We start from the raw sequence: 22362 nt of genomic DNA on the forward strand, positions 1-22362 counted from the left end.
CTGGCCGAGACCTCGACCACCGAATGTGCCATAATCATTTCCTGAACGTTCGGTCACTTATTCGCGGGCGGCAGTTATCGACGACGGGGTGGTCACGATGGCAGACGAACAGCCGCCGCTCCTGCTCGAGCGCCGTGCCGACCGCATCGTGGCCACGCTGAACCGCGCGCAGGTGCGGAACGCCATCAACCACGACATGATCGACGCGCTGCACGCGCTCTGCGACGAGCTCGAGCGTGATCCGCAGATCCTCATCCTGACCGGCGCCGGCGGCACATTCGCCTCAGGTGCCGACATCCGGGAACTGCGCGACCGCAGGGCAGATGACGCGCACCGCGCGATCAACGCCAACGCCTTCATTCGCATCCGCAGGCTGCCCGCACCGGTGATCGCCGCACTCGACGGTTACGCCCTCGGTGGTGGCGCCGAACTGGCCTACGCGGCCGACCTGCGGATAGGCACCCCGCGTCTGAAAATCGGCAACCCCGAAACCGGCCTCGGCATCATCGCGGCCGCCGGTGCCAGCTGGCGGCTACGGGAAATCGTCGGCGAAGCTCTCGCCCTCGAACTGCTGCTCACCGGGCGGCCGCTCGACGCCGAGCAGGCGCTCGCCGCGGGACTGATCTCCGCCATCCACCCCGCCGACGAGCTGCTCGACGCCGCCCACGCGCTCGCTGATCGGATCACCGCCAACGACCCGGCCGCCACCCGGGCCACCAAACGCGTGTTCCTCGCGCCGGCCGACGCCCACCCGCGGGTGGACTCCGAGGAGCAGGCGGTGTTGTTCGAAAGCGCCGAGAAACTCCGCCGGATGACCGAGTTCCTCGAGCGGAGGGCGCGATGACAATTCCGTCGCATGTCGGAGTGCTCGGCGGCGGACGCATGGGGGCCGGTATCGCGCACGCCTTCATCCTCGCCGGCGCACGGGTGACCGTCATCGACCGGGACGAGACGGCAGCCGCCTCCGCCGCCGACCGCATCGAGCTTTCCATCGTCGAAAGCGTCCGCCGGCAGGCCACCGACCGTGCTGCCGACGAACTCCGCGACGCCCTGTCGGTGGGCACCGACGTCGCCTCGTTTGCCGATGCCGGGCTCGTCATCGAAGCGGTGCCCGAAGACCCCGCGCTGAAAGCCGACGCCCTCCGCCGGGTGGAAGAGCGGCTGCCCGACGACGCGATGATCGCCAGCAACACCTCCTCGATCTCGATCGGTTCCCTCGCGGCCGAGCTGCGCCGGCCGGAGCGCTTCCTCGGGATGCATTTCTTCAACCCGGTCCCTGCCTCCGCGCTCGTCGAGATCGTCACCGGCCCCGCGACCGATCCGGCGGTCGCCGAGACCGTGCGCGGCTGGGTTCTCGATATCGGCAAGACCCCGATCACGGTCACGGATGCCCCGGGCTTCGCGTCCTCGCGGCTCGGCGTCGCGCTGGCGCTCGAGGCGATCCGGATGCTCGAGGCCGGCGTCGCCAGCGCGGATGACATCGACACCGCCATGGTGCTCGGCTACAAGCATCCGATCGGCCCGCTGCGGCTGACCGACCTGGTCGGACTGGACGTGCGACTGGCGATCGCCGAATACCTGCACGCCGAGCTCGGGCCCCGATTTGAGCCGCCACAACTGCTGCGCCGCCTGGTCGCCGAGGGCAAACTCGGCCGAAAGAGCGGCGAAGGCTTCTACCACTGGACCAACGAGGAGATGCGATGAGCGAGATCCTGCCCAGCTTCGTGAACGGCGAATGGTGGGCGCCCGGCCCGGAGGCGCTGCCCGGGGCCACCCCGGTCCGGGATGCCTCGACCGGCGAGCTGGTCACCCGGGTGTCCACCGAAGGCCTCGACCTCGGCGCGGCACTCGAATACGCGCGCGACACCGGGCAGGCGAGCCTCGGCGCGCTCACCTTCCACCAGCGGGCGCTGCTGCTCAAGCAGTTCGCGCTGGCGCTCACCGAACGCAAGGACGAGCTGTACGAGTTGTCTCGCCGCACCGGCGCCACCAAAGCCGACACCTGGATCGATGTCGACGGCGGCATCGGCGTGCTGTTCACCTACTCCTCGAAGGGACGCCGCGAGCTGCCGAACGCGACCGTCTACGTCGACGGACCCGCCGAATCGCTGTCGAAGGATGGCTCGTTCCTCGGCCGCCACCTTTACACGCGGCTGCACGGGGTCGCCGTGCAGATCAATGCCTTCAACTTTCCGGTCTGGGGCTCACTGGAGAAGTTCGCGCCGGCGTTCCTCGCCGGCATGCCAACCGTGGTGAAGCCAGCCACCCCGACCGGTTACCTCGCCGAGGCGTTCGTGCGCATCCTGGCTGACGCGGGACTGCTGCCCGAGGGCTCGCTGCAGCTGGTGTCCGGGACGGTGCCCACCCTGTTCGAGCACCTGACGCTGGGCGACACGGTCTCGTTCACCGGCTCGGCTTCGACCGCGGAGCGTCTGCGCCAGCACGAGTCCGTGCGGACCGGCGGGGTGCGATTCACCAGCGAGACCGACTCGATCAACGCGTCGATCCTCGGCCCCGACGCGACCGCGGGCACCCCCGAATTCGACGCCTACGTCAAGCAGCTGGTCACCGAGCTGACCGCCAAGGCCGGGCAGAAGTGCACCGCGATCCGCCGGGCGATTGTGCCAGCGGAATCCGTCGACGCCGTGATCGACGCAGTCCGTGCGCGCGTCGACGAGCGAGTGATCGTCGGCGACCCGCGCGATGAGACCGTGACCATGGGACCGCTCGCCTCGATCGCACAACGCGACGAGGTGCTCGCCCAGGTCGCCAAGCTGGAGGAAGCCGGCGGCCGGATCGTCATCGGAGCGACCAGCGCCCCCGAGGTGGTACGCGCCGACGGCAGCCGCGGGCCGGTGCCGAATGGCGCGTTCCTGTCTCCGCTGTTGGTGCGATTCGCGGATGCTGATGCCTCAGCCGTGCACGCGATCGAAGCGTTCGGGCCGGTCGCGAGCATCATCGGCTACGACTCGGTGCCCGAGGCCGCCCGGCTCGTCGGCCGCGGTGGCGGGTCGCTGGTCACGAGTGTCGCCACCCACGACCCCGCGGTCGCCGCCGAACTGCTCGGCCGGATGGCCGCGTTCAACGGGCGGGTGCTGTTCCTCAACCGCGATGATGCCCGCACCTCGACCGGGCATGGGTCGCCGGTGCCGCACCTGGTGCACGGCGGACCCGGCCGCGCCGGCGGCGGTGAGGAACTCGGCGGCATCCGCTCAGTGCTGCACTACATGCAGCGCACCGCGGTGCAGGGCACACCTGAGATCCTCACCGAGTTGACCGGCATCTGGCACCCGGGGGCGGCATCCGAGTCGGGCGGGACGCATCCCTTCCGGAAGAGCCTTGCCGAGCTGCAACTCGGCGACCAGGTGGTGTCCCCGTCGCGCGAGGTCACCCTCGAGGACATCGAGACCTTCGCCGAGTTCACCGGGGACACGTTCTACGCGCACATGGATGAGGAGGCCGCCGCCGCGAACCCGTTCTTCCCTGGGCGCGTTGCGCACGGGTACCTGCTGATCGCGTGGGCGGCGGGACTGTTCGTGGAGCCGGCGCCAGGACCGGTGCTTGCCAACTACGGTCTCGAGAACCTGCGGTTCCTGACCCCGGTATCGCCGGGGGATTCGATCCGGGTGGAGCTGACCGCGAAGCAGATCACGCCGCGCGAGACCGAGGACTACGGCGAGGTGCGCTGGGACGCGGTGCTGAAGAACCAGAACGACGACCTGGTCGCCCAGTACGACGTGCTGACCCTGGTCGCGAAGGAGCAGAGTCCCGCCTCCTCGACCAGCGGGTAGGAGTGCGGCGCTCCTCAATCAGCGGTGCTTCAACCCGTCCAGGGCGACGGCGATCACGTCGTCCGCGAGCCGGTCGGCGTCGTCTGGACCATTCGGGCGGTACCACTCGACGATCGAGTTGATCATCCCGAACAGCAGCCGCTCGGCGACCCGGGCATCGATGTCGGTGCGCACCGAACCCTCGGCGCGGGCTTGCTCGAGCAGCCCGATGACTGCCTTGTCGAACTCCCGCCGCCGGCGCAGCGCGTCCCGCTCGACAGCGGTGTTGCCACGGACCCGGAGCAGCAGCGTCACGTTCGGCAGGAACTGCACGAGCACGTGCACGGCCCGGCGCAGCACGTGCTCCAGGCGTTCCGTCGCGTCACCCTCGCGGGCCTGTGGTTCATCCAGTACCGCTTCGAGTGCTCGCAGCGCCTGGTCGAGTGCCCGCTCGAGGATCGTCTCCTTCGAGGCGAAGTGGTGGTAGATCGCCGACTTCGACAGCCGCAGCCGATCGGCGAGCGTGCCCATCGAGGTGGCGTCATAGCCGTACTCGTTGAACGCCTCGACGGCCACCGCGAGGATGCCATCCTGGTCGTATCCGGGACGCCCCCGCCGCACGCCGTTCTCCGCCATTTGTCTCAGTCTGCCACGCGGTCGAACGGTCACTGCCCGGATGGCGCAGCGCGGTTGGTGCTGAAGCTGCGGCCGCGGACCTCAGCCACGACCTCGCCGGTCTCATCGGTCACCCGCACGTCGTACAGCCCGGTGCGTCCACTGAGCGCGCGGCGCATGGCGGTGGCGGTGAGGCGCTGCCCCACGGTCGTCGACTTCATGAAGGTGATGTCCGCCCCGACCGCGACGGTGACCTTCTCGTCTTCGTTGCAGGCGATCGCGAACGCCGTGTCGGCAAGCGCGAAGACCAGGCCGCCGTGGGTGATCTCGAAGCCGTTGGTCATGTCCTCACGGACCACCATCGACACGACCGCATAACCGGGCTCGTCCCGCTCGACGACCATGCCGAGGGCGGCCGAGGCGCGGTCGCGCTGCATCATCTCGCGGGTGATGCGGGTGGCATCCGTCACAGTCGTCTCCTCATCGAGCCGATCACCGCGTCCGGGCATCGTTGCCCAGTCGATGGCGCCAGCATATACTAACTGAATGGTCGGTCGGTAATGTCGGCCCGCAAACGCAGGAGTCAATGATGATCTCGCCTGAGCAAGAACAATTCGATCGATTGATCGCCGAGGACGGCCGGATCGAGCCCCGGGACTGGATGCCCGAGCAATACCGCAAGACCCTCATCCGGCAGATGTCGCAGCACGCGCACTCCGAGATCATCGGCATGCAGCCCGAGGCGAACTGGATCACCCGGGCCCCGAGCCTGAAGCGCAAGGCGATCCTGATGGCGAAAGTGCAGGACGAGGCCGGCCACGGGCTGTACCTGTACTCGGCGACGCAGACCCTGGGCATCACCCGCGACGAGATGATGGAGCAGCTCATCTCGGGCAAGGCGAGATACTCCTCGATCTTCAACTACCCGACGCCGACCTGGGCGGACATGGGCGCGATCGGCTGGCTCGTCGACGGCGCCGCAATCTGCAACCAGGTGCCGCTCTGCCGGTGCTCCTTCGGCCCCTACGGCCGGGCGATGGTGCGGATCTGCAAGGAGGAATCGTTCCACCAGCGGCAGGGATTCGAGATCCTGCTCGAACTGATGAACGGCACCGAGGCGCAACGGGAGATGGCGCAGGATGCGGTGAACCGCTGGTACTGGCCGTCCCTGATGATGTTCGGCCCGCCCGACGACGATTCGCCCAACTCGGCGCAGTCGATGGCGTGGAACATCAAACGGTTCTCGAACGACGCGCTGCGGCAACGGTTCGTGTCGATGCTGGTGCCGCAGGCCGAGGTGCTCGGCGTGGTGCTCCCCGACCCGAAGCTGCGCTTCGATGAGCAGACCGGCCGGTACGAGATGAGCGAGATCGACTGGCACGAGTTCCATGAGGTGCTCGCCGGCCGCGGACCGTGCAACGCGCAACGGCTGCAGCGCCGCCGGACCGCCCACGAAGAGGGTGCGTGGGTGCGCGAAGCCGCCGCCGCGTACGCCAGACGACAGGAAGCACGGGGGGTGGCCTGATGCCGACACCGGGGGAGTCCGCCGCCGAGCCGTGGCCGCTCTGGGAAGTGTTCGTCCGCGCCGGTCGTGGCCTCAGCCACGTGCATGTCGGTTCGCTGCACGCACCCGACGCCGACATGGCGGTGCGCAACGCCCGCGACGTGTACACCCGCCGCGGGGAAGGCGTGTCGATCTGGGTGGTGCCCGCCGCCGCGATCACCACCAGCGACCCCGACGCCAAGGGCGCGTTCTTCGAGAGCCCGGCTGGCAAGAACTACCGGCACGCCGCGTATTACGAGAAGTCCAAGGGGGTGAAGCACCTGTGAGCGACCAGCACGGCGACGTCGAAGTCGATGCGCGCACCCTGGACGCCGAACTGGCCGGAGACCTCGGCCAGCAGGCGTCCCCGGATGTGGTCGAATACGCGCTCTGGCTCGGCGACGACGCGCTCATCCTCGCGCAGCAGCTCGGCGCCTGGATTTCGTACGCCCCCGAGCTGGAAGAGGATGTCGCGCTCGGCAACATCGCCCTCGACCTGATCGGCCACGCCCGCTCGCTGCTGCACTACGCCGGCACCGCCACCGGACGCAGCGAAGACGACCTCGCCTACTTCCGCGGCGAACCCGAATTCCGCTCCGCCTGGCTGTTCGAGCAGCCGAACGGCGACTTCGCCCACACCATCGCCCGGCAACTGATTGCCGCGCACTACCTGTACGAGTTGTACCGCAGGCTCACGACATCCGCCGATCCCACCCTCGCCGCAATCGCCGCCAAGGCCGTGAAAGAGGTCGACTACCACCGCGACCACGCCACCCAGTGGACGCTCCGGCTCGCCCTCGGCACCGACGAGTCCCGCGGCCGGATGATCGTCGCCCTCGCCGACGTGTGGCCATACGTCGACGAGCTGTTTCAGGATGACCCGCTGATCGACGCTCTCGCGGAGGTCGCCGTCCCGCCGTCGTCGCTGCGTGAGCCGTTCGACGAGATCGTGGTCGCCATCCTCACCGAAGCGGAACTCGAGGTCCCGGCCGGGCCGAGCTCCAGCGGGGGCGGTCGTCACGGGCGCCACTCCGAACACCTCGGCCGGCTGCTGGCCGAGATGCAGGTGCTGGCCCGTCAGCATCCGGGAGCGAAATGGTGACCGCGACCACTGGACTGACCAACACCGCGCTGACCAACACCGCGCTGACCCGCACGGCGTGGGACGTTGCCGCGACGGTGACTGACCCGGAGATCCCGGTGATCTCGATCGCGGACCTGGGTGTGCTGCGATCGGTCGAAGTCACCGGTGAACACGTCGACGTGACCATCACCCCGACGTACAGCGGCTGCCCTGCGATGGACGCCATCCGAGCCGACGTCGAGGCGGCGCTCGCCGCGGCCGGGTTCGATGATGTCTCCGTGCGGCTCGTCCTCGCTCCGGCATGGACCACCGACTGGATCACTGACGAGGGCAAGCGCAAGCTGCACGAGTACGGCATCGCGCCGCCGACGGGACGTGCCGCGGCCGGTCTCGGCAAGCTCGACCCGCGGGGGGAGCGCGACCGGCGGAGAGTCCGGCTCACCATGTCGGTGAAGTGCCCGCGCTGCGACTCGCTGCACACCCGCGAGCTCGCCCGGTTCGGCTCGACTTCGTGCAAGGCCCTCTACGAGTGCCTCGACTGCCTGGAGCCGTTCGACTACTTCAAGGTGCTCTGACGTGGCCGAGAAACGCCGCGGCCGCTTTCACACGCTCGAGGTGGCCGAGGTCAGGCGCCTCACCGCGGACAGCATCGAGGTCACCTTCGCGGTGCCGGAGCACCTGCACGGCGCCTACGACTACCTGCCCGGCCAGTTCGTCGCCCTGCGCGGCACCATCGACGGCCACGAACTGAGACGCAGCTACTCGATCTGCCGGCCACCAACACCCGGCAGCATCAGCGTCGCCATCAAACGCGACATCGGCGGGCTGTTCTCCACCTGGGCGACCAATGAACTTCGTGCAGGTGACACCCTCGACGTGATGAGCCCGCAGGGCACCTTCACGCTCTCCGGCGAGGAACTCGATGGCCGGCACATCGTCGGCATCGCCGCCGGCTCAGGCATCACACCACTGATGGCCCTCGCGCACAGTGTGCTCGCGGCATCCGACACGTCCCGGTTCAGCCTGCTGTACACGAACCGGTCCTCGCTGGATGTGATGTTCCTCGACGACCTCGCCGAGCTCAAGGACCGTTACCCGTCCCGGCTGGCACTGCACCACGTGCTCTCCCGCGAGCAGCGCACCGCTCCGCTGCTGTCAGGACGGATCGACGAGGCGAAGCTGCGGCGGATCCTCGAGGTGTTGATCCCGCCGACGAGTGTCGACGAGTGGTTCCTCTGCGGGCCATTCGAGCTGGTGCAGCTCTGCCGCGACGTGCTCGCCGAGCTCAACGTGCCGCGGGAACACGTGCGCTTCGAGCTGTTCACCACGGGGGAGCCGGTGCCTAACCAGTCCCGTCCGGCGGTCATCCACGAGGGCGAGTCGACAATCAAGATTGACTTCACGCTCGACGGGCAGAGCTCCACCGTGCTGAGCGGCGTCGACGCGCACGAATCGGTGCTGACCGCCGCCCTGCGAGTGCGACCGGACGTGCCGTTCGCCTGCACCGGTGGCGTCTGTGGCACGTGTCGCGCCAAGCTGGTCGAGGGCTCGGTGCAGATGACCGAGAACTACGCCCTTGAGCCGGATGAGCTTGACGCCGGTTACATCCTGACTTGCCAGTCCCACCCGAAGACCCCGGCCGTGGTCGTCGACTACGACGGTTGACGCGCACCAGTTCAGCACCAGGAAAGGACCGTAATGATCGAGCTCGTCATCGACTCGGATGTCGCCGAAATCACCCTGAACGCCCCGGACAAGCTCAACGCGCTGAACGAGAGCGCTCTCGGCGGGCTCGACGAGGCTTACCGCGAGGCCGAGGCGGCGGAAGTGCGCGCGCTCGTGCTGCGCGGTGAAGGGCGGGCGTTCAGTGCCGGCCGCGACATTTCCCGGGTCGATCCGGCCGAGGACAATGTGCTCGGCTACCTAGACGGGCTGGTCACCCCGCTGCTCGAGCGGATGAGCGCCTTTCCCGCGCCCACCTTCGCCGCTGCGCATGGCGCATGCCTGGGCGTTGGCCTCGGCCTGCTGATCGCCACCGACGTGGTTTATGTCGCCGACACCGCCAAGATCGGCTCGCCGTTCATGAACCTGGGCGCCACCCTCGACTCGGGCGGGCACGCGCTGTTCTTCGAACGGCTGGGCGCGCACCGCACGCTCGACCTGATCTACTCGGGCGAGCTGATGAGCGGGACGGATGCCGTGACCGCGGGCCTGTTCTCACGGGTGCTGCCCGCCGACGACGTGCTCGAGGCCACCCGTGCCGCCGCCAGGCGTGCCGCGGCCGGCCCGACGCAGGCGTTCGTGGCCAGCAAGAAACTGGTGAACACGCTGCGGGACAAGCGCATCGGACTCTGGCATGCGCTCGCCGAGGAGAATCGCGCGCAGGCCGCCCTGTGCGCCACGGACGACTACCGGGAGGGCTTCGCCGCGTTCCAGCAGAAGCGCACGCCGCAGTTCACCGGGCGCGGCTGACAAGGGTGTTACAGCTTCAGAAGCAACCGTGACGGGTTCTCGATCGCCGCAACCACCGCGCCGAGGAACCCTGACGCGTAGCCACCGTCGCAAACGCGATGGTCGAACGCGAGCGAGAGTTGCGCGATCCGGCGCACCCGGATCCTGCCGTTCACGACCCACGGACGCTCAATCACGCGGCCGAGCCCCAGGATCGCGACTTCGGGGTGGTTGATGATCGCAGCCGAGCCGTCGACGCCGAAGGTGCCGTAGTTGTTCAGCGTGAATGTCGAGCCGGTGAGTTCGGCCGGTTGTGCGGCTCCCGCGCGGGCGCGCTCGCCGAGTTCCCTCAGTCGCTGGTCCAGATCGGCGAGGCTCGCCTGCTCGGCGTGCCGGAGCACCGGCACCATCAGCCCGCGCGGGGTGTCGGTCGCGACGCCCAGGTTGACCCCTTCGAAGGTGGTCAGCCGGGAACTGTCGTCGCTCAGCCGGCTGGCCAGCACGGGGTAGTCGGCGAGGGCGAGCAGGGTGAACTTTGCCAGGAACGCGGTCAGTGACATCCGCTGTCCGTCGACCAGCAGGCGTTCGCGCAGCTTCCAGAGCCGGGTGACGTCGACGTCAACCCAGACCGTGGCTTCGGGGATTTCGGAGCGGCTGCGGGAGAACTTCTCGGCGGCAGTGCGGCGGAGCATGCCGAGTTGTTCGTCGGTGCGGACGCTGAGACCGGTGCGGTCGTCGACCGCTCCCTCCTCGTTGATCGATGCTTCGACCAGCTCAGCACGGCGGCTTGCCGAGATCTCGGCAGGCTCGATCAGCGGAGCGGCTTGGTGTGCCTGGGCGAGCACGTCCTGTCGGGTGATGACCCCGTCGGGCCCGGTCGGCTGCACGCGGTGCAGGTCGACGCCCTCATCGCGGGCCAGCTTGCGGACGATCGGTGAGATCACCGGCACCGGACCGGTGTGCGGTGCGGGTGCGGTTGCAGTGCTCGAGGCGCTGGCCGTGACCGGAGCACTCGCACCGCTCGCTCCGAGCGGGGCACGCCTGCGCCGCCCAGTCGACGGCGACGTGCCGTACCCGATGAGCACGTTGCCCGACCCGCCGCGCACGGCCTCCGGATCCGCGGGCTTCGCCTCGCGGTTCGCCTCCTCGACTTCGATCAACGGGGCGCCGACGGCGAGGGTGTCCCCTTCCGCGCCGTGCAATGCGCCGATGGTGCCACCGAACGGGGAAGGCACCTCGACGATGCTCTTCGCGGTCTCCAGCTCGGCAACCGGCTGGTCGATCGTCACGGTGTCGCCGACCCCTACCAGCCAGCGGACCAGGGTCGCCTCGGTCAGGCCTTCGCCGAGGTCGGGCAGGGTGAACGTTTTCACTCGTCCTCCCACTGCAGCGAGTCGATCGCGTCGAGCACCCGGTCAAGGTCGGGCAGGAAGAAGTGCTCGAGCTTCGGCGGCGGGTACGGGATGTCGAAACCGGTCACCCGGCGCACCGGTGCTTCGAGATGGTGGAAGCAGTGCTCCGACACCCGTGCGGCGATCTCGGCCGAGAAGCTTGCGAAGCCCGGGGTCTCCGCCACCACCACCGCCCGGCCGGTGGAGCGAACGGCCGCGAACACGGTGTCGTCATCGAACGGCACGAGGCTGCGCAGGTCGAGTACCTGCACGTTCCGGCCGGCCTGGGCCGCGACATCCGCAGCCTCCAACGCGAGCGCGACCGACGGGCCGTAGCTGATCAGCGTGGCATCGGTTCCCTCGCGCACCACCTGTGCCTGCCCCAGTTTCGGCAGCGGCAGGCTGGTGTCGAGCGTGCCCTTTGACCAGTACAGCCGCTTCGGCTCCAGGAAGATCACCGGGTCGGGGGACTGGATGGCGGCGCGAAGCAGGCCGTAGGCGTCCTGCGGCGTGGACGGGCTGACCACGACCAGCCCCGGGGTGTGCGCGTAGTACGACTCGGAGGAGTCCGAGTGGTGCTCGACACCGCCGATGCCGCCGCCGTACGGAATGCGGATGACCATCGGCAACCGCACCCGGCCGCGGGTGCGGTTGCCGGTCTTGGCCACGTGGCTGGTGATCTGCTCGAACGCGGGGTAGGCGAACGCGTCGAACTGCATCTCAACCACGGGCCGCAACCCGTTCATGGCCATGCCCACCGCGGTGCCCACGATCGCCGACTCGGCGAGCGGGGTGTCGAAACAGCGGGCTTCACCGAACCGGGCTGTCAGCCCGTCGGTGATGCGGAACACTCCGCCGAGCGGGCCGACATCCTCGCCGAACACCAGGACCGACTCGTCAGCCTCAAGGGCGTCGGCGAGGGCCCGGTTCAGTGCCTGCGCCATGGTCACCGTCTGCGCAGTGTCGGGGGTGTCGTGCGACAGGGGAGCCGGGGCGTGCGTCATCGGTGGTCCTCCAGTTCGCGGGCGAGGTCGCGCTCGAGCACCCGGGCCTGGTCGAGCAGTTGCGGGGTGGGTTCGGCGTAGACGTGCGCGAACAGGTCGAGCGGGTTCGGCGTCGGTGCGCCATCGGTCATCGCTTCGCGCAGCACGGATGCCTCGTGCTCGGCCTCGGCGGTGATTGCGGTCTGCCCGTCCTGATCGAGCGCGCCGGTGCCCTCGAGATACACGCGCAGCCGTTCGATCGGGTCACGCTCCACCCAGGCGGCGACCTCGGCGTCGTCGCGGTACCTCGTGGCGTCATCCGCGTTGGTGTGCGGCTGGATGCGGTAGGTGTGCGCCTCGATCAGGGTCGGCCCGCCGCCATCCCGAGCCCGGTCGACCGCCTGGCCGAGCACGGCGTGCAGCGCGGCGAAGTCGTTGCCGTCGACCCGTTGCCCGGGAAGGCCGTAGCCGATGCCCTTGTGTGCGAGCGAGGGGGCGGCGGTCTGCCGGGTGATCGGCACCGAGATGGCCCAGCCGTTGTTCTGCACCAGGAACACCACCGGCAGCTGGAACACCGCTGCGACGTTCAGCGCCTCGTGGAAGTCGCCTTCGCTGGTCGCGCCGTCGCCACACAGGGCGAGCACGACGGTCGGCTCGCCGCGGAGCTTCGCCGCGTGGGCGAACCCGGCGGCGTGCAGCAGGTTGGTGGCCAGCGGCGTCGCCTGAGGGGCGACACCGTGCTCGTAGGGGTCGAAGCCCGAGTGCCAGCCGCCGGCGAACAGGGTGAGCGTGTCCCGAGCCGGCACGCCTTTGATGCTCACCGCAATGGAATCCCGGTAGGTGGGGAACAGCCAATCGTCCTTGCGGAGAGCCAGGCCCGCGGCGACCTGGCAGGCCTCTTGGCCATGCGAGGACGGGTAAACCGCGAGCCGGCCCTGTCGCACCAGCGCGGTGCACTGGTCGTTGAAGCGTCGGCCGATCACCATGTGGCGGTAGCCCTCAAGCAGGGCCTCGGTCGATGGCATCCGGAACTCGTCGTCAGCATGGGCGGCGCCATGCTGATCGATCAGCTGGACCGGTGTGCTCCGGGGGAGCAGCGACTCATAGGTCTCAGTGTTCGCCAAGGACATGCCCCCGTTTCAATCGCGCGCCGTTACGAGATTCGAGTCAATCGTCGGTCATTTCGGGCCGTCTGTAGCCATGAGTGATCAAGTACTGGAAGAATGGCCCGCCAAGCCGGGTTGCCCTGTACGAGTGGTCGCCTGAATCGGAAAACCGGATGTCAAGGGAGACAGATGGCCGAACAACTGGACGAGACCGACCGCAAGATCGTCGCCGAATTACAGAAAGACGGCCGGGCGTCGATCCGGGCGATTGCCGCCGCGGTACTGATTTCCCGGGCGAACGCCTATGCGCGCGTGAACCGGCTGGTCGAGTCGGGGGTAATCACCGGCTTCACGGCGAAGGTCGATCCGGTGAAACTGGGGCAGACGGCATCCGCCTATGTGATGCTCCGGGTGGAGCAGGAGTCGTGGCAGAGCCTGCGGGTCAAGCTTTCGGAGATCCCGGCGGTGCAGCACTTCGCGCTGCTCGGCGGGGACATGGATGTCGCGCTGCTGGTGCGGGCGGCGGACATCGCCGAGCTGCGGCAACTGGTTCTCACCGAACTGCAGGCGATCCCCGAGGTGCTGGGCACGCGGACCTGGATCATCTTCGAGGATCACGACACCCGGTAGCCCCGAGGGTCAATCGGCGAGAAGCCGGTCAGCGGACTCAGGCCGCATACACTTCCTCGGCGCTCGTCGATGCGGACTCCGCAAAGTGCGGATTGCGCACAGCGTTCGCCATCACGAGATCGACAGTGCGGTCGAGAATGCCTTCGAGATCTTCCTTGAGCCCGAAGTACGCAGCAAACGCATCCTCGGCCCCCGGCAGGAACTCGACGAGGAAGTCGACATCACTTCGTTCGGGGTCGAATGCGTCGGACGTTGCGGAGCCGAAGATCCTGAGGCGACTGACGCCGTGCGCGCGGCACACGCGGGCGATCGCAGCACGATCCAGTGCCAGCCCCGTCGTCATGGCGGAAGTCTACCGAGGCCATGGAATACGCCACGGCTACGATTTGCGCATGACCACCCTCTTAGACCAGCCCGAGTGGCACAACGCCTCACCCGGTTCGGCGGCGGTGATCACAAGGGATGCCGCGCAGAACTGGCTTGATGCGTACGTAATTGCCTGGAAGCTCTATGACGAACGAGCAATAGCGGATCTGTGGTCGGAGACTGCTGTTTGGCATTACCCATTTCAAACGCGCGCGTCCGGACGCAATGAGATCGTTGCTGAGTGGATGCGTGAGCGCGACGACTTCATTGGCGAGTCCTTCGACGCCAAATATCGTCCGGTCGCCATCGAGGGCGACACGGTCGTCGCGCATGGGCGGACTGTCTTCTACCACCCGAATAGTGACCACGTGGCTACGGCCTATGACAACGTCTGGTTCCTGCGGTTCGACGAGTCCGGACGGTGTTCTGAGTTCCATGAGTGGTACGCGGGCCGCCCGGAAGACGAACCAGATCGAGCAGTACCCGTCCGCCAAGGCTAGCGACACGATCCGTCAGTTAATAAGTGCGGAAGGTGGGACTTGAACCCACACGCCCGAAAGCACAGGAACCTAAATCCTGCGTGTCTGCCAATTTCACCACTCCCGCGGGCGAGACCAGTGTAGCGGCGAGCGAAGCGCGGTTTCCCTAGCGCAGCGTCGGGCGGACCAGTAATGTTCGGGGCGATGGCCGGTCGTGATCGACGCCCGAAGCGGCATCCCGGCCCGGAATCGAGGCGACATGTCAACGCTGACTGAGCAGAGTGCCGAGATCATCGACGCGGTGCGCTCGTTCACCGAGAAGGAACTTGCGCCGAACGCCCGCGATTGGGATGACCGGGCACACTTCCCGGCCGATGTGTTGCGCCGCGCGGGCACGCTCAAACTCGGCGGGCTTTATGTGCCGACGGATCTCGGCGGCGCCGGCCTGACGCGCAACGATGCGGTCACCATCTTCGAGGAGCTCGCCAAGGGCGACACCGCCGTGGCCGCCTACACCTCGATCCACAACATGGTGGCCTGGACCATCGGCGAGTACGGCACTCCCGAGCAGCGCCAGCAGTTCGTGCCCAAGCTGGTCACGCTTGAGCACTTCGGCAGTTACTGCCTGACCGAACCCGGGGGAGGGTCGGATGCTGCGGCCCTCACCACTGAGGCGAGGCGCGACGGCGACGAATACGTGTTGAACGGGGTGAAGCAGTTCATCTCCGGAGCCGGCGAATCCTCGGTCTACCTGGTGATGGCCCGCACCGGCGGACCGGGCGCGGGAGGAATCAGCGCGATCATCGTGCCCGCCGGAGCCGAGGGACTCAGCTTCGGTCCGGTTGAGAAGAAGATGGGCTGGCACGCGCAGCCCACCCGCCAGGTGATCATGAAGGACGTGCGGGTGCCGGTGAGCAATCGCCTCGGCGCCGAGAACGAGGGGTTCGCGATCGCGCTCGCCGCGATCAACAACGGCCGGATCATGCTGTCGTCCTGCTCGGTCGGCGGTGGCCAGTGGGCCCTCGACAAGGCGCTGGATTACGTGCAGAAGCGCGAGGCGTTCGGCAAGCCGCTGGCGGCTAATCAGGGGCTGGTCTTCATGCTCGCCGACATGGCCACCGAGCTCGAGGCTGCGCGCGGCCTGCTCCAGCGAGCCGCCACCGCGCTCGACACGAAGGCGCCGGATGCCACCAAGCTCTGCGCGATGGCCAAGCGGTTCGCCACCGATGCCGGGTTCAACGCGGCGAACTCCGCCCTTCAGATGCACGGCGGTAACGGCTACTTTCAGGAGTACGGCATCGAGCGGGTCGTCCGTGACCTGCGGGTGCACCAGATCGCTGAGGGGGCCAACGAGATCATGCGCGTCATCGTCGGACGGGAACTACTGGGACACGCTCGATGACCGACGCCGAGATGTCCGGCGGCCAGATTTCCGACGCCGAGGTGCTCTTCGACAAACGTGGCCGGCTCGGCCTGATCACCCTCAACCGTCCCCAGGCGATCAACGCCCTCACGCACTCGATGGTGCGCCAGATCCTCGCCGCGCTGGACGGCTGGGAGCACGACCCGCAGGTGGCCGCCGTGGCGATCACCGGCGCCGGCGAGCGTGGCCTGTGCGCGGGCGGTGACATCGTCTCCCTCTATCGCGACGCCACCGAGGGCGACGGCCATGCATCCGCGGCGTTCTGGCGCGACGAGTACACGCTGAACCTGCGCATCGCCAACTACCCGAAGCCCTACGTCGCGATTCAGGATGGCATCGTTCTCGGCGGCGGCATCGGCCTGTCCGCGCACGGCTCGCACCGAATCGTCACCGAACGCTCGAAACTCGGTCTACCCGAGGTCGGCATCGGCTTCATCCCCGACATCGGCGCCACCTGGCTGCTCGCGCACGCGCCCGGCGAACTCGGCACCTACCTGGCGCTGACCGGCGGCTCGGTCGGCGCCGCCGACGCCATCCACCTCGGCCTCGCCGACTTCTGCGTGCCGTCCGACCGGCTCGGTGAGCTGCTGACCGCGCTCGAGACTGAGGCTCCGGATGTCGCGATCTCCCAGGTCTCGGCTGGTGCCGGCCGGGCCGCACTCGCCGAGCAGGCCGAGTGGATCGACCCGGCATTCGCGGGGTCGACCGTCCGCGGCATCCTGAACCGGCTGCGCGCCATCACGCTCGCCGACGCCCGCGCGACCGCCGACACGATGGAGGCGAAGTCACCGATCGCGCTCGCCGTGGCCCTCGAGTCGCTGCGCCGGGCGCGGGCGCTGCCATCCCTCGCGGCGGTGCTCGATCAGGAGTACCGGGTGTCGCTGCACGCGCTCGCCTCGCACGACTTCGCAGAAGGCATCCGTGCGCAGGTCGTCGACAAGGACCGTCAGCCGCGTTGGCAACCAGCCGCCCTGAACGCCGTCGACGAGGGTGCCGTCGAGGCGTACTTCGCGCCGGTCGACCACGAACTGGGCCTGTCCGCCACCGCGGACGCCAGCCCGACGATGAGGAGACAGTCATGACGAAGACCATCGCGTTCCTCGGCCTCGGCCACATGGGTGGGCCAATGGCGGCCAACCTGGTCAAAGCCGGATACACCGTCACCGGCTACGACATCATGCCCGCCGCGGTCGAGGCGGCCGCCGGCAACGGGATCACCGTCGCGGCGAGCGGCATCGACACCGTGGCCGGTGCGGATGTCGTGATCACCATGTTCCAAAGCGGCAAGGACGTCATCGACGCCTACACCGGCGGTGGCGACGGACGCGATGGGCTGCTGGATGTCGCGCGGCCGGGCACCCTGTTCATCGACTCGTCCACGATCGCGGTCGACGAGGCCCGCGCCGCGCATCAACTGGCAGTGAACGCCGGGCATCGGCACATCGATGCGCCAGTCTCCGGCGGGGTAGTCGGCGCCGAGAACGCCACCCTCGCGTTCATGGTCGGCGGGCCGGCCGAGGACTTCGAGAACGCCAGGCCGATCCTCGAGCACATGGGAAAGCGCATCGTGCACTGCGGCGAGTCCGGACTCGGCCAGGCCGCCAAGGTCTGCAACAACCTGATCCTCGCGGTCAGCCAGATCGCGGTGGCCGAGGCCTTCGTGCTCGGCGAGCGGCTCGGGCTCACCGACCAGACCCTGTTCGATGTCGCGTCCAACGCGTCCGGGCAGTGCTGGGCGCTGACCACCAACTGCCCGGTGCCGGGTCCGGTGCCGACCAGTCCGGCCAACCGCGACTACGAGCCGGGATTCGCCAGTGCGCTGATGGCCAAGGACCTTGGTCTTGCCGAGCAGGCGCTCGCCTCCACCGGTGTGAGTGCGCCGATGGGTACGCTCGCGAGCGAGCTCTACCACGACTTCGCCAGCGGCGAGGGAGCCCGCAAGGACTTCTCCGCCATCATCACCGTGATCCGCGCGCAGAGCGCCGAGGGGGAAACCGCATGACCGACTACCGCACCATCCTTGTCGAACGCCAAGACCGGGTCGGGCTGATCACCCTGCACCGGCCGGATGCGCTGAACGCGCTCAGCCAGGAACTGATGGGTGAGGTGGTCGACGCGGCAACCCGGTTCGACCGGGATGCCGGCATCGGTGCGATCGTGCTGACCGGGTCGGAGCGGGCCTTCGCCGCCGGTGCGGACATCAAGGAGATGGCCGAGCAGGGCTACGCGGACATGCACCTGGCCGACTGGTTCGGGCCATGGGACACCTTCGCCGCGATCCGCACCCCGGTGATCGCCGCGGTCGCCGGCCACGCGCTCGGCGGCGGCTGTGAGCTCGCGCTGATGTGCGACATCGTCATCGCGGCCGAGACGGCAAAGTTCGGCCAGCCCGAGGTCGGCATCGGCGTGATGCCGGGCATGGGCGGCAGCCAGCGGCTGACCCGGGCGATCGGCCAGTACAAGGCGATGGACATGATCCTCACCGGGCGGACGATGGGCGCTCACGAGGCAGAACGCGCCGGCCTGGTATCGCGGATCGTTGCGGCGGATGCCCTGCTTGATGAGGCGTTGGAGGTGGCATCCGGGATCGCGGCGAAGTCGCTGCCGGTGCTCTACTCCGCAAAGGAGGCTGTGCGGGTCGCCTCCGAAACGACGCTGGCCGAGGGTGTCCGCTTCGAGCGCCGGGCCTTCCACGCGCTGTTCGCCCTTGATGACCAGGCTGAGGGGATGGCGGCGTTCCGCGAGAAGCGCGCGCCGGAGTTCCGCGGGCAGTAGAGGTCGGGCTCCGCGCTCAGGCTTATGCCGGTCTAGTCGCGACCCGTCCAGGTGGCCACGTCGGCCTCATTGCCTTCGGCATCGGCGAGGGTCCACCACGCCGGCGCGAACTTGTCGCTGACCAGGTGACCGCCGGCTTCGAGGGCGGCAGCGATGCGCGCCTCGGCCTGGTCGTGCGGCACCGAGACGTCGACGTGGATGCGGTTTCGCTGCGGGCGGGGTGCGTCCATCTGCTGGAACCAGATCGACGGGCCGCGACCGGCGGGATCGACCAGATCCTCGTCGCCGGATTCGCGGTAGTTGAGCACCGCCCGCCAGAACGGTTTGACCTTCTCGATGTCAAGGGCATCGATCGTGAGCTGCACCGTCTGCACGACGGCGGGCTGCGCCGAGATACCGAGTGCCGCCGCGGCGGCCGAAATGTTCTGGGCGAGGTCGACATCCTTCGAGCTCAGGCCGTCGACATCATGGGTCATCACCCGCACGGTGACGCTGCCGTAGCGCAGGTCGACGTCGGGGTGGTGGTTCGCGGCGTCAGCGATCTCGCCGATCACGTTCACGAGCTTGACCCCGGTCGCGAACGACTTCGTCCGGAACTGCGCGGCCGCCCCGCCGAACACCGACCGCCAATCGTCGACACCGCTGGACTCGTGGAACTGCTGGGACGTGATCCGCTCAGTCATGGCGCCACCCTACGGCCGGGTTGCTCGCGTGTGAATCGGACCGCTACGGGGCGCCGAACCGCTGGGAGGTGACGTGCTCCTGCGCCGCGCGGCGCAGACCCGACAGCAACGCGTCGCCGACCGGGATGCCGACGACGACCGTCTCCACCCTCGAGGTGCGGTTTGGTCGTTCCGCGATCTCGTCGAGGTCCGCTTCGGCGACGGCCAGCGCGGCCTCGGCGTATCGGTTCACCCAACCGCGCGCATCCGTCTGTCCCGCGGCGGTGAAGGCCTCGAGCGCTCGCGCGGCCTGCAAGCGGCCGGGGTTGTCGGCGGAGACATGCCAGCCCGCGGTTGCATCATCGATCGCGCGCAAAGCCTCCGGCTCGGGTTCCCCCGCCACAGACTCCGACACCGAGTGCTGCGCGATCTCGAATGCCTCGGCGATCGGCATGTCCGAATCGATCGCCGCCGTGACCGCCCGGGCGGCGCTCAGATTGAGGCCTCCCACGGTGACCAGCGCGCGGACCAGGCGGAGCCGCTTGAGGTGCACATCGCCATAGACGGCCTGGTTCGGTCCGTGCTTCTCGCCGGCCGGGAGCAGCCCCTCCCGCAAGTACATCTTGATCGTCGCGACCGAGACGCCGCTCACTCGACTGAATTCCGCCATTCTCATACGGATATCTTACATATCTGATATCGTGCATATCCATAACAAGGACGGAGAGTCGGATGTCTGAATCATTGGTTGTCGGCGCAGGGGCCATCGGCTCCGGCGTCGCGGGTGAACTCATCGCTCGAGGCGATGCGGTGACGGTGGCGAGCCGTTCCGCGACAGCGGTGGACGGCGCCACCGCGGTCGCCCTGGATGCCTCGGATGCCGCGGCCTTCGCTGCCGCCGCAGCCGGTCACGACACGATCTTCCTCACCCCGAACCCGACGTACCACAAGTGGCCCGAGCTCTGGCCGCCGCTGTACCGGGCGGCGATCGAGGCGGCGTCGCGCAGCGGTGCCCGGCTGATCGTGATGAGCAACCTGTACGCCTACGGTGAGGGAGCGTCGATGCCGATGACCGAGTCGTCGCCGCTGCACGCGACCGCGCCGAACGGGAAGGCTCGGCAACAGGGCTGGGAACTGGTCAAGGCAGCACACGATCGCGGCGAGATCCGTGCCGTCGAGGTGCGCGCAAGCGACTACTTCGGCCCCGGAGTCGGCGGCACCTCGCAGATGGGCTCGATGTTCTTCGAACCGGTAGTCGCCGGGAAGACGGCGCGGGTGGTGGGCAGCGCGACCCAGCCGCACACATTCAGCTACCTGCCCGACATCGTGCGAACCCTGGTCGCCGCGGCAGACAGCGAGCTCGTCGGTCGCGTGTGGCATGTGCCGAGCCCGGAACCGCTGACCCGGCTGCAGCTCTCGGAGCAAATCAACGCCCTCACCGGTAGGCAGGGGAAGGTGCGCAGGTACCCGGCTTGGGAGATGACAGCGCTCGGTGTGTTCGTGCCGTTCCTCAAGGCGGTGAACTCGGTCGCGTACCAATTCGACAAGCCGTTCGTGATGGATTCCACCGAAACCGAGCAGCTGCTCGGGCTCACATCGACGCCCTGGGATGACGCGCTCGCGGCGACCGTCGACTGGTATCAATCACGGGTCGCGCATACCGCGAAGGCGCATCAATGAGCGCCGGCGCAGACGGCTAGGCGCTCAGGCTCGCCGTTCGCCCACTCGCGACCCGCAGTTCAAGCTGGCTCATCACCAGGGCGGCCAGGTCTTCGAGAGTGGCCAGTTCGCCATCCGTGATCGTGCGCGGTTCGGTATCGATGACGCAGAGGGTGCCCAGGTTGTAACCGTCGGCGGTGCGCAACGGCACCCCGGCATAGAACTGGTATCCGGCGTCTCCTGACACGAGCGGGTTCGCCAGGGCGCGCGGATCCTGCCGTGCATCCTCAATGATCCACGGACCGTCCTGCAGGATCGCCGAGGCGCAGAAGCCGGGGTCCCGGCTGATCTGGTCCAGCTCGACGCCATGATGGGACTTGAACCAGATCCGGTCGTGGTCGACCACGCTGATGATCGCGATCGGCACCGAGAGCACCCGGGCAGCAATCGCGGTAATGCGATCGAAGGCCTCATCCGGCGGAGTGTCCAGGATGTCGTAACGGCGCACCGCCTCGATGCGCTCGCGTTCGTTGGTGGGCAGGACCGCGACATCCGCCTCGGCCCGGTGCTTGCTCCGCTCCATCTGCTCGAGCGCCAGGGTCACCTCGCGGGCGTCGGGTCGGGCCTCGGGGTCGCGTGCCGTCATCGCCTGAACGAGTTCTCGCCATTCGCTGGGCAGGTGATCCGGGATGTCTGGATCGTTGGTCAGTCTCGCGAGTGCCGAGGGCACCAGTTCGCCGGGGAAGGCCACGGTGCCGGTCAAGCTTTCCAGCAGGACAAGCCCGAAGGAGTAGATGTCGGTCGCCGGGCCGATGGTTGCGCCGCGCGCCTGCTCGGGGCTCAGGTATGCGGCGGTGCCGACTGTCGCGTTGTCGGAGGTGTGGCGCTCGCGGCCTTCGATCAGCGCGATTCCGAAGTCGGTGAGGCGCGCCCGCGCGAACCGCTCGTCCTGCCCGTAATCGACCATCAACACGTTCGCCGGCTTGATGTCCCGGTGCACGATGCCGCGGTGGTGGATGTAGTCCAGCGCGTCCGCGACATCCAACCCGATCTGCGCAACCTGGCGCGGCAGGAGCACGCCCTCCTTGAGCCGTGCCTTCAGATCTGGTCCAGGCACGAACTCCATCACCAGATAGAGATGGTTCTCACCCAGGCTGTTGGTGCCGACACCGGCATCGAAGAAGGGGACGAGGCTGTGGTGGCTGAGCCCGGCGAGCAGTTGCAATTCAGCGTTCTGCCGCACCGAACTCTCGGGGTCGTTCATGGTCGCGGAGAAGATCTTGACGGCAACGTCGCGATCGAGGACCTGGTCGTGCGCTCGGTAGACGGTAGCCATGGCGCCGTGGCCAACCGCTTCAAGGAGGCGGTATCGGTTCTGAAGTGGTCCTAGCTCGGTTCTAGTCAGGATCACAGATGGTTCCTCAT

At 68.1% G+C, this 22362-nt stretch carries 25 protein-coding genes and 1 tRNA gene; 16 read left to right on the forward strand and 10 right to left on the reverse strand.

Features of this window, described 5'->3' with window-relative positions:
• The first annotated feature begins 97 nt into the window (after positions 1-97).
• From GO591_RS02900 to paaZ, 3 genes are read left to right on the forward strand one after another with little or no spacing between them, the layout of a single operon-like run.
• Complete coding sequence (locus GO591_RS02900) at positions 98-844, forward strand: enoyl-CoA hydratase/isomerase family protein (RefSeq protein ID WP_157155434.1); 747 nt, start codon at positions 98-100, stop codon at positions 842-844.
• On the forward strand, positions 841-1704 hold the full coding sequence (locus tag GO591_RS02905) for a 3-hydroxyacyl-CoA dehydrogenase family protein (RefSeq protein ID WP_157155435.1): 864 nt from the start codon (positions 841-843) through the stop codon (positions 1702-1704). The genes GO591_RS02900 and GO591_RS02905 overlap by 4 nt, the downstream gene beginning before the upstream one ends.
• Positions 1701-3791 carry a phenylacetic acid degradation bifunctional protein PaaZ gene (gene paaZ, locus GO591_RS02910; protein ID WP_157155436.1) on the forward strand — a complete coding sequence of 697 codons (2091 nt, stop codon included), beginning with the start codon at positions 1701-1703 and terminating at the stop codon, positions 3789-3791. The genes GO591_RS02905 and paaZ overlap by 4 nt, the downstream gene beginning before the upstream one ends.
• Before the next feature lie 18 nt (positions 3792-3809).
• Here paaZ and GO591_RS02915 read toward each other — a convergent pair whose 3' ends face one another.
• Together GO591_RS02915 and paaI are read right to left on the reverse strand one after the other, a co-directional pair.
• Positions 3810-4406, reverse strand: a complete 597-nt coding sequence (locus GO591_RS02915) for a TetR/AcrR family transcriptional regulator (RefSeq protein WP_157155437.1) — start codon at positions 4404-4406, stop codon at positions 3810-3812.
• Between the two features lie 29 nt (positions 4407-4435).
• Entirely contained in the window at positions 4436-4855 is a 420-nt protein-coding gene (gene paaI / locus GO591_RS02920; RefSeq protein ID WP_232466253.1) for a hydroxyphenylacetyl-CoA thioesterase PaaI, read from the reverse strand.
• Positions 4856-4971: 116 nt separating this feature from the next.
• On the opposite strand from paaI, the gene paaA reads away from it, so the two are divergent.
• Genes paaA through GO591_RS02950 form a run of 6 tightly spaced genes read left to right on the forward strand, consistent with a single transcriptional unit; the run spans position 4972 to position 9484 of the window.
• Positions 4972-5910, forward strand: coding sequence for a 1,2-phenylacetyl-CoA epoxidase subunit PaaA (paaA, locus tag GO591_RS02925; protein WP_157155439.1), 939 nt, complete (start codon positions 4972-4974; stop codon positions 5908-5910).
• A complete protein-coding gene (gene paaB, locus GO591_RS02930) occupies positions 5910-6215 on the forward strand; it encodes a 1,2-phenylacetyl-CoA epoxidase subunit PaaB (protein WP_157155440.1) in 306 nt (101 codons plus the stop codon). The genes paaA and paaB overlap by 1 nt, the downstream gene beginning before the upstream one ends.
• Positions 6212-7030, forward strand: coding sequence for a 1,2-phenylacetyl-CoA epoxidase subunit PaaC (paaC, locus tag GO591_RS02935; RefSeq protein WP_157155441.1), 819 nt, complete (start codon positions 6212-6214; stop codon positions 7028-7030). Before paaB ends, paaC begins: the two co-directional genes overlap by 4 nt.
• The gene (gene paaD, locus GO591_RS02940; protein WP_157155442.1) at positions 7024-7587 is read left to right on the forward strand and encodes a 1,2-phenylacetyl-CoA epoxidase subunit PaaD; all 564 of its coding nucleotides are present in this window, start codon (positions 7024-7026) and stop codon (positions 7585-7587) included. The genes paaC and paaD overlap by 7 nt, the downstream gene beginning before the upstream one ends.
• A gap of 1 nt (position 7588) precedes the next feature.
• Positions 7589-8677 (forward strand): 1,2-phenylacetyl-CoA epoxidase subunit PaaE, encoded by a 1089-nt coding sequence (gene paaE / locus GO591_RS02945; RefSeq protein ID WP_157155443.1) that lies wholly within the window; start codon positions 7589-7591, stop codon positions 8675-8677.
• Between the two features lie 33 nt (positions 8678-8710).
• The gene (locus GO591_RS02950) at positions 8711-9484 is read left to right on the forward strand and encodes an enoyl-CoA hydratase/isomerase family protein (protein ID WP_157155444.1); all 774 of its coding nucleotides are present in this window, start codon (positions 8711-8713) and stop codon (positions 9482-9484) included.
• An 8-nt stretch (positions 9485-9492) separates the two neighbouring features.
• Here GO591_RS02950 and GO591_RS02955 read toward each other — a convergent pair whose 3' ends face one another.
• Genes GO591_RS02955 through pdhA form a run of 3 tightly spaced genes read right to left on the reverse strand, consistent with a single transcriptional unit; the run spans position 9493 to position 12967 of the window.
• Positions 9493-10836, reverse strand: coding sequence for a dihydrolipoamide acetyltransferase family protein (locus tag GO591_RS02955; RefSeq protein WP_157155445.1), 1344 nt, complete (start codon positions 10834-10836; stop codon positions 9493-9495).
• A complete protein-coding gene (locus GO591_RS02960) occupies positions 10833-11858 on the reverse strand; it encodes an alpha-ketoacid dehydrogenase subunit beta (RefSeq protein WP_157155446.1) in 1026 nt (341 codons plus the stop codon). Before GO591_RS02960 ends, GO591_RS02955 begins: the two co-directional genes overlap by 4 nt.
• Entirely contained in the window at positions 11855-12967 is a 1113-nt protein-coding gene (pdhA, locus tag GO591_RS02965) for a pyruvate dehydrogenase (acetyl-transferring) E1 component subunit alpha (RefSeq protein ID WP_157155447.1), read from the reverse strand. The genes GO591_RS02960 and pdhA overlap by 4 nt, the downstream gene beginning before the upstream one ends.
• Positions 12968-13132: 165 nt before the next feature.
• On the opposite strand from pdhA, the gene GO591_RS02970 reads away from it, so the two are divergent.
• Entirely contained in the window at positions 13133-13573 is a 441-nt protein-coding gene (locus GO591_RS02970) for an Lrp/AsnC family transcriptional regulator (protein ID WP_198295533.1), read from the forward strand.
• A gap of 37 nt (positions 13574-13610) precedes the next feature.
• Here the strand turns inward: GO591_RS02970 and GO591_RS02975 are convergent, their stop codons facing one another.
• Positions 13611-13916 carry a nucleotidyltransferase family protein gene (locus GO591_RS02975; RefSeq protein WP_157155448.1) on the reverse strand — a complete coding sequence of 102 codons (306 nt, stop codon included), beginning with the start codon at positions 13914-13916 and terminating at the stop codon, positions 13611-13613.
• A 49-nt stretch (positions 13917-13965) separates the two neighbouring features.
• Here GO591_RS02975 and GO591_RS02980 point away from each other — a divergent pair, with 49 nt between their 5' ends.
• A complete protein-coding gene (locus GO591_RS02980; RefSeq protein ID WP_157155449.1) occupies positions 13966-14439 on the forward strand; it encodes a nuclear transport factor 2 family protein in 474 nt (157 codons plus the stop codon).
• Between the two features lie 24 nt (positions 14440-14463).
• Here GO591_RS02980 and GO591_RS02985 read toward each other — a convergent pair.
• A tRNA-Leu gene (locus GO591_RS02985) sits at positions 14464-14545 on the reverse strand.
• A 132-nt stretch (positions 14546-14677) separates the two neighbouring features.
• On the opposite strand from GO591_RS02985, the gene GO591_RS02990 reads away from it, so the two are divergent.
• Genes GO591_RS02990 through GO591_RS03005 form a run of 4 tightly spaced genes read left to right on the forward strand, consistent with a single transcriptional unit; the run spans position 14678 to position 18616 of the window.
• Entirely contained in the window at positions 14678-15820 is a 1143-nt protein-coding gene (locus tag GO591_RS02990; protein ID WP_157155450.1) for an acyl-CoA dehydrogenase family protein, read from the forward strand.
• Positions 15817-16923, forward strand: a complete 1107-nt coding sequence (locus tag GO591_RS02995; protein ID WP_232466254.1) for an enoyl-CoA hydratase/isomerase family protein — start codon at positions 15817-15819, stop codon at positions 16921-16923. The genes GO591_RS02990 and GO591_RS02995 overlap by 4 nt, the downstream gene beginning before the upstream one ends.
• Positions 16920-17843: a 3-hydroxyisobutyrate dehydrogenase gene (mmsB, locus tag GO591_RS03000; protein ID WP_157155451.1), complete on the forward strand. Its 924-nt coding sequence runs from the start codon at positions 16920-16922 to the stop codon at positions 17841-17843. The genes GO591_RS02995 and mmsB overlap by 4 nt, the downstream gene beginning before the upstream one ends.
• On the forward strand, positions 17840-18616 hold the full coding sequence (locus GO591_RS03005; protein ID WP_157155452.1) for an enoyl-CoA hydratase: 777 nt from the start codon (positions 17840-17842) through the stop codon (positions 18614-18616). The genes mmsB and GO591_RS03005 overlap by 4 nt, the downstream gene beginning before the upstream one ends.
• A gap of 32 nt (positions 18617-18648) precedes the next feature.
• On the opposite strand, the gene GO591_RS03010 is transcribed toward GO591_RS03005, so the two are convergent.
• Positions 18649-19299, reverse strand: a complete 651-nt coding sequence (locus GO591_RS03010) for a VOC family protein (protein WP_157155453.1) — start codon at positions 19297-19299, stop codon at positions 18649-18651.
• A gap of 43 nt (positions 19300-19342) precedes the next feature.
• Positions 19343-19954 (reverse strand): MerR family transcriptional regulator, encoded by a 612-nt coding sequence (locus GO591_RS03015; RefSeq protein WP_157155454.1) that lies wholly within the window; start codon positions 19952-19954, stop codon positions 19343-19345.
• A gap of 56 nt (positions 19955-20010) precedes the next feature.
• Between GO591_RS03015 and GO591_RS03020 the strand changes: the two genes are divergently transcribed.
• Positions 20011-20958: an NAD-dependent epimerase/dehydratase family protein gene (locus tag GO591_RS03020; protein WP_157155455.1), complete on the forward strand. Its 948-nt coding sequence runs from the start codon at positions 20011-20013 to the stop codon at positions 20956-20958.
• 16 nt (positions 20959-20974) lie between these two features.
• On the opposite strand, the gene GO591_RS03025 is transcribed toward GO591_RS03020, so the two are convergent.
• Positions 20975-22348, reverse strand: coding sequence for a protein kinase domain-containing protein (locus GO591_RS03025; protein ID WP_255446923.1), 1374 nt, complete (start codon positions 22346-22348; stop codon positions 20975-20977).
• Between the last annotated feature and the right edge of the window lie 14 nt (positions 22349-22362).

The sequence above is a fragment of the Diaminobutyricimonas sp. LJ205 genome (genome assembly GCF_009755725.1).
Taxonomy (GTDB): Bacteria; Actinomycetota; Actinomycetes; order Actinomycetales; family Microbacteriaceae; genus Ruicaihuangia.